This is a genomic window from Methylorubrum podarium (assembly GCF_022179745.1).
Lineage (GTDB): Bacteria > Pseudomonadota > Alphaproteobacteria > Rhizobiales > Beijerinckiaceae > Methylobacterium > Methylobacterium podarium.
Window position 1 is genome coordinate 1 of the sequence record NZ_BPRD01000171.1, and the last position, 4,318, is coordinate 4,318.

Genomic DNA, 4,318 nt, shown 5'->3' on the forward strand with positions numbered 1-4,318 from the left:
CCACCGGCACGCCGAGCCCTTTGAGCGCCCGGATCACCTCCTCGAAGGCGGCCGAGCGCTTGCGCACGAGGATCAGCACGTCGCCCGGCCGCCAGACCCGGCCGCAGGCATCGCCCTTCGTCGTCCAGGTCCGGACCGCGCGGGCGATGCGGCGGGCGACCACGATGGCCGGGGCGTTGGGATCCGGCGCATCGACGGGGGCGGCCCAGGCATCGGGTTCTTCGGCCTCCGCCGGCTCCTCGATGCCCCACAGCTCGACCGCGCCGGGCACCCCGGCGCGGGCGGAGGCGTGGACCGTGCCCGCCGCCCCGGCATCGAAGGAGAGGCCGGCGAAGTGCTCCGGCACGCCGAACACGGCATCGACCGCCGCGAGGACGTGGCTCGCCGTGCGGAACGAGAGCCGCAGGCTGACATCGGCGAAATCGTGCCCGGCCCCCTCCGCCGCCCGGCCCCAGGCGCGGCGGGTCAGCTCGAACTCCCGCGGGTCGGCGCCCTGGAAGCTGTAGATCGACTGCTTGGGGTCGCCCACGGCGAAGCGGGTGCGGGTGAGGCCGCGCGCGCCTTCGCCCGCCGCGAACTCGGCGGTCAGCGTGCGCAGGATCTCCCATTGCTGCGGGTTGGTGTCCTGCGCCTCGTCGACGAGGACGTGATCGACGCCGCGGTCGAGCTTGTACAGGACCCAGGACGCGCCGACCCGCGAGAGCAGGTCGAGGGTCTTGTGGATCAGGTCGTCGAAGTCGAGGGCGCCGAGCCGGGTTTTCTGGGCCTCGACCCGGCGGTGGATCTCGGCGGCGAGGCGAAAAAGTCCCCGCGTCCGGGCGAGCGCGCGGGCGGCGCGGAGGTCGTCGAACAGCGGGATGAGGCGCGCCTGCTCGTCGAGCAGCGCCTGCTTGACGTCCTCCGGCACCGCCTTGGTGCCGAAGGATTTGGCCGCGCGCGGCTCGTCCTTGTCGGTGAAGAAGACCGAGCGGTAGGGCGCGAGCGCCTTGCCCGCCTCGAGGGCGGCCCGCGCCTCCACGAGCCCGTCGGCGAGCCGTTCGTCGGTGCTCTTGCCGGTCCGCAGGCGCTTCGCGATGTCCAGCCAGTCGCCGAGGCTGCTCCCTCGAAGGATCTCCGCCTCGATGGTCTCGACGCTGGCGCCGTCCCGCAGCGCCAGGGCGCGCGGCAGGCGGGCGAGCGCCGGCTCCAGGGCGCGGTGGTCGGTGAACAGGGCGCGGGTCCGCATGGCGGCGCGGATCGCCTCGCGCAGGGCATCGCCGGAGGCTTCCGCGCCGACCACGGCGAGCGCCTCGGAGAGGGCCTGATCGCCGCCGAGGATCGCGTCGGCGAGCACGTTGTCGGTCTCGATCTCGAACGCCTCGCGCGACTGGTTGTCGTCGAGCACGACGAAGCGGGCCGGCACGTTGGCCTCGAACGGGAACATGTGCAGCAGCCGCTCGCACAAGGCGTGCAGCGTCTCGATCTTGAGGCCCCCCGGCGTCTCGACGGCGCGGGCGAACAGGCGGCGGGCGAGCCTGAGGGTGTCGCGGCCGGGCCGCTCGCCGGTGAGTTCGGTGAGCTCGGCGGTCAAGGCCGCGTCGTCCAGCGTCACCCAGCGGCCGAGGCGCTGGAACACCCGGATCGACATGTTGGCGGCGGCCGCCTTGGTGAAGGTGAGGCAGAGGATGCGGCCGGGCGGGGCGCCGTCGAGGAGCAAGCGCAGCACCCGGTCGGTGAGCACCTTGGTCTTGCCCGCGCCCGCATTGGCCGAGACCCAGGCCGAGAGGCGCGGGTCGGCCGCCCGGCGCTGGGCCGCCTTGGTCAGGTCATCGACGGTGAAGCCGGTCAGCGGCGCGTTCACGCGGCCTCTCCTTCACCGGCCAGGGACCATTCGAGCACGCGGGCGAGGTGGTCGTACTCGTTGTAGGCGCGAACATATTGCGGATAGGGGCGCGACGGATAGGCGGCCTCGCCGGTCATGTAGCGGGCAATCAGCCCGCGCAGGCGCTCGAGATGCTCGGCGACGACGGCCTCCACCGCCCGCGCATCGCCCGGCGGCGGCTTGATCGGGATCGGCCGGAACGGCTCGCGCCCGCCCGAGGCGTGGACGTAGAGCAGATCCGGGGGGGAGGCCGCCTTCAGCCCCTCGAAGGCGCCGTGCATCAGCATCGCCGCCTCCAGGGTGAGCTGGGGCGAGAAGCCGGCGAAGACCGTGCGGTTGCTCGGCGGCGTGCCGGTCTTGAAGTCGACGATGCAGTAGCCGCCGTCGGCGCGGGCCTCGATCCGGTCGGCCCGGGCCGAGAGGGTGAAGGTCCTCTCGCCCAGAGGAATCACCAGCTTGCCCGAGCGCTCGGCGTGGATTTCGCGCAGGCCCTGCCGCTGGCTCGCCTCCCATTCGAGGAAGGCGACCGCCATCCGCTCGTAGCGGGGGAACCACTCGGCGTAGAGTTCCGGGTACTGGTCCTGGAGCGGGCCGAAGGCGTCGAGGGCGATGGCGTAGAGCAGCGTCTCCGCCCCCGCCGGCAGCGGGCCGGGATGGGCCTGCGAGAAGTCGCCGAGGATCTTGTGGATCAGGCTGCCGCGCTCGGCCGCGCCGGGCACCACGGCCATCGGCTCCAGCGCCTCCAGCCCGAGAATGTGCCGGGCGAAGATCGAGTACGGGTCGCGCACCAGGGTCTCGATCTCGGTGACGCTGAGGCGCGACGGGAACAGGTCGGGATCGGGCCGCGGCGCGGGGCGGGTCAGGCGCGGCGGCGGCGCCTCCCGGCCCCGGTCGAGAATCGCCGCGAGCCCGCGCAGGCGCTGGCCGCGGGCGATGGCGCCGGCCCAGACCGCATCGCCGCCGAAGGCGCGCAGGCGCTGGAGGAAGCGCGAGGGCACGGTCGGCGAGCCCTCGCGCTTGGCAGCGCGGGTGACGACGGCGTCGTGGGTGCCGAGGCCCTGCACGAAGTCGTGGGCGGCTTGGCCGATCCGGCGCTCCGGCGGGCTCAGGCCCACTTCGCCGCGCATCGGCCGGTTGAGGAAGGCGTCGGTGGTCTGTCGCACCGGCCAGACCGCCTCGTCGAGGCCGCCGAGCACGATCCGGTCGACGGAGAGCAGGCGCGCTTCGAGCGGCCCGAGGATGCGCAGGCGCGGATGCGCGTTCCGCTGCGCGCAGGCCACGGTGCGGTCGCGGGCGAGCGCGGTGAAGAAGGCGGCGTAGTCGGAGAAGCGGCCCGGCAGCTCTTCCTGCTCGGCCGATTCGAGGTCGTCGAACAGTCCGTCGAGGGTATCGAGGGAGGGATCGTCGAAGGACTCGTCCTCCTCGACGCCGCCGCCCATCATCCGCTCGCAGGCTTCGCGGTGCCCGGCCGCGAGCGCCACGAGGTTGCCGGTGGCGGGCTGAAGGTCGGTGCGGAAATCGTCGAGGGCGATCTCCAGCCGGTCGAGAATGGTCTCGGCGAGATCCCAGTCGATCGGCTTCAGGCGCTTCTTGGCGCGCGGCACCCGCTCGGTGGCGTTGCGCTGGAGCGCCACCGCGGCGCGCATGCCCTCGAAACTGTTCTTCGGGATCGGCGCGGGGCCGCGCAGGCCGCCGATCTCCAGGGCGGCGGCCGCGCGCACCACCTCGCCGCGGGTCAGCCCGAGCCGGACGAAGGGGTGGGCCAGCAGGGCGATGACGCGGGCAGGCGCCACCTCGGCGGCGAGTTCGGCGACGAGACGGGCGAAGCGGCCTCCTTGCGAGCGGGCAAGGCTCAGGCCCGCCGAATCCTCCGCCGCGATGCCCCAGCGGGCGAGTTCGGCGGAGACGCGCAGCGCCAGCCCGCGGTCGGGCGTGACCAGAGCCGCGGTGGCGCCGGGCGTCTCCAGGGTCTCGCGCAGCGCCAGGGCGGCGACCAGCGCCTCCTCGCGCTCGTCGGCGGCCTCGACCACGGCGAGGCCCGCCATGCCCTCCCGCGCGAGCGTCAGCCGCTCGGCCGCGTCGAGCCGCGCCCAGGCATCGGTGGTCTCGGCCGGGCGCAGCGCCTGCGACAGGAGCCGTTCCCGCGCCACTGCCCCGGGCGGGAGCGCGCCGAGGGTCTCGACCTCCGCCCGGCCGACGGCGAGGCCCCGCGGCCCGGTCAGCGCCCGCAGGATCGCCTGCGGATGGCCGTGGGCGATCTCCTCCCGCGTGCCACCCGCGCCGTCGATCGCCTCCCAGCCCTCTTCGTCGAGGGTGAGGTCGAGCCCCGGCAGCACCACGGCGCCGCGGGGGAGGCGGGCCACCGCCGCGATCAGCCGGGCGGTGGCGGGCACTGAGCCGGTGGAGCCGGCGACGATCACCGGATCGTCCGGCCGGTCGCGGGCGCGCCGGACATGG

2 protein-coding genes are annotated in these 4,318 nt (G+C 74.3%); both read right to left on the reverse strand.

The features are described 5' to 3' along the window. A partial coding sequence (locus tag MFF42_RS09005) for a UvrD-helicase domain-containing protein (protein ID WP_238255429.1) occupies positions 1-1,840 on the reverse strand: 1,840 nt, incomplete at its 3' end. Continuing rightward, positions 1,837-4,318 (reverse strand): double-strand break repair protein AddB (gene addB / locus MFF42_RS09010; RefSeq protein WP_238255430.1); only part of this gene is annotated, 2,482 nt, incomplete at its 5' end. The genes addB and MFF42_RS09005, both read right to left, overlap by 4 nt.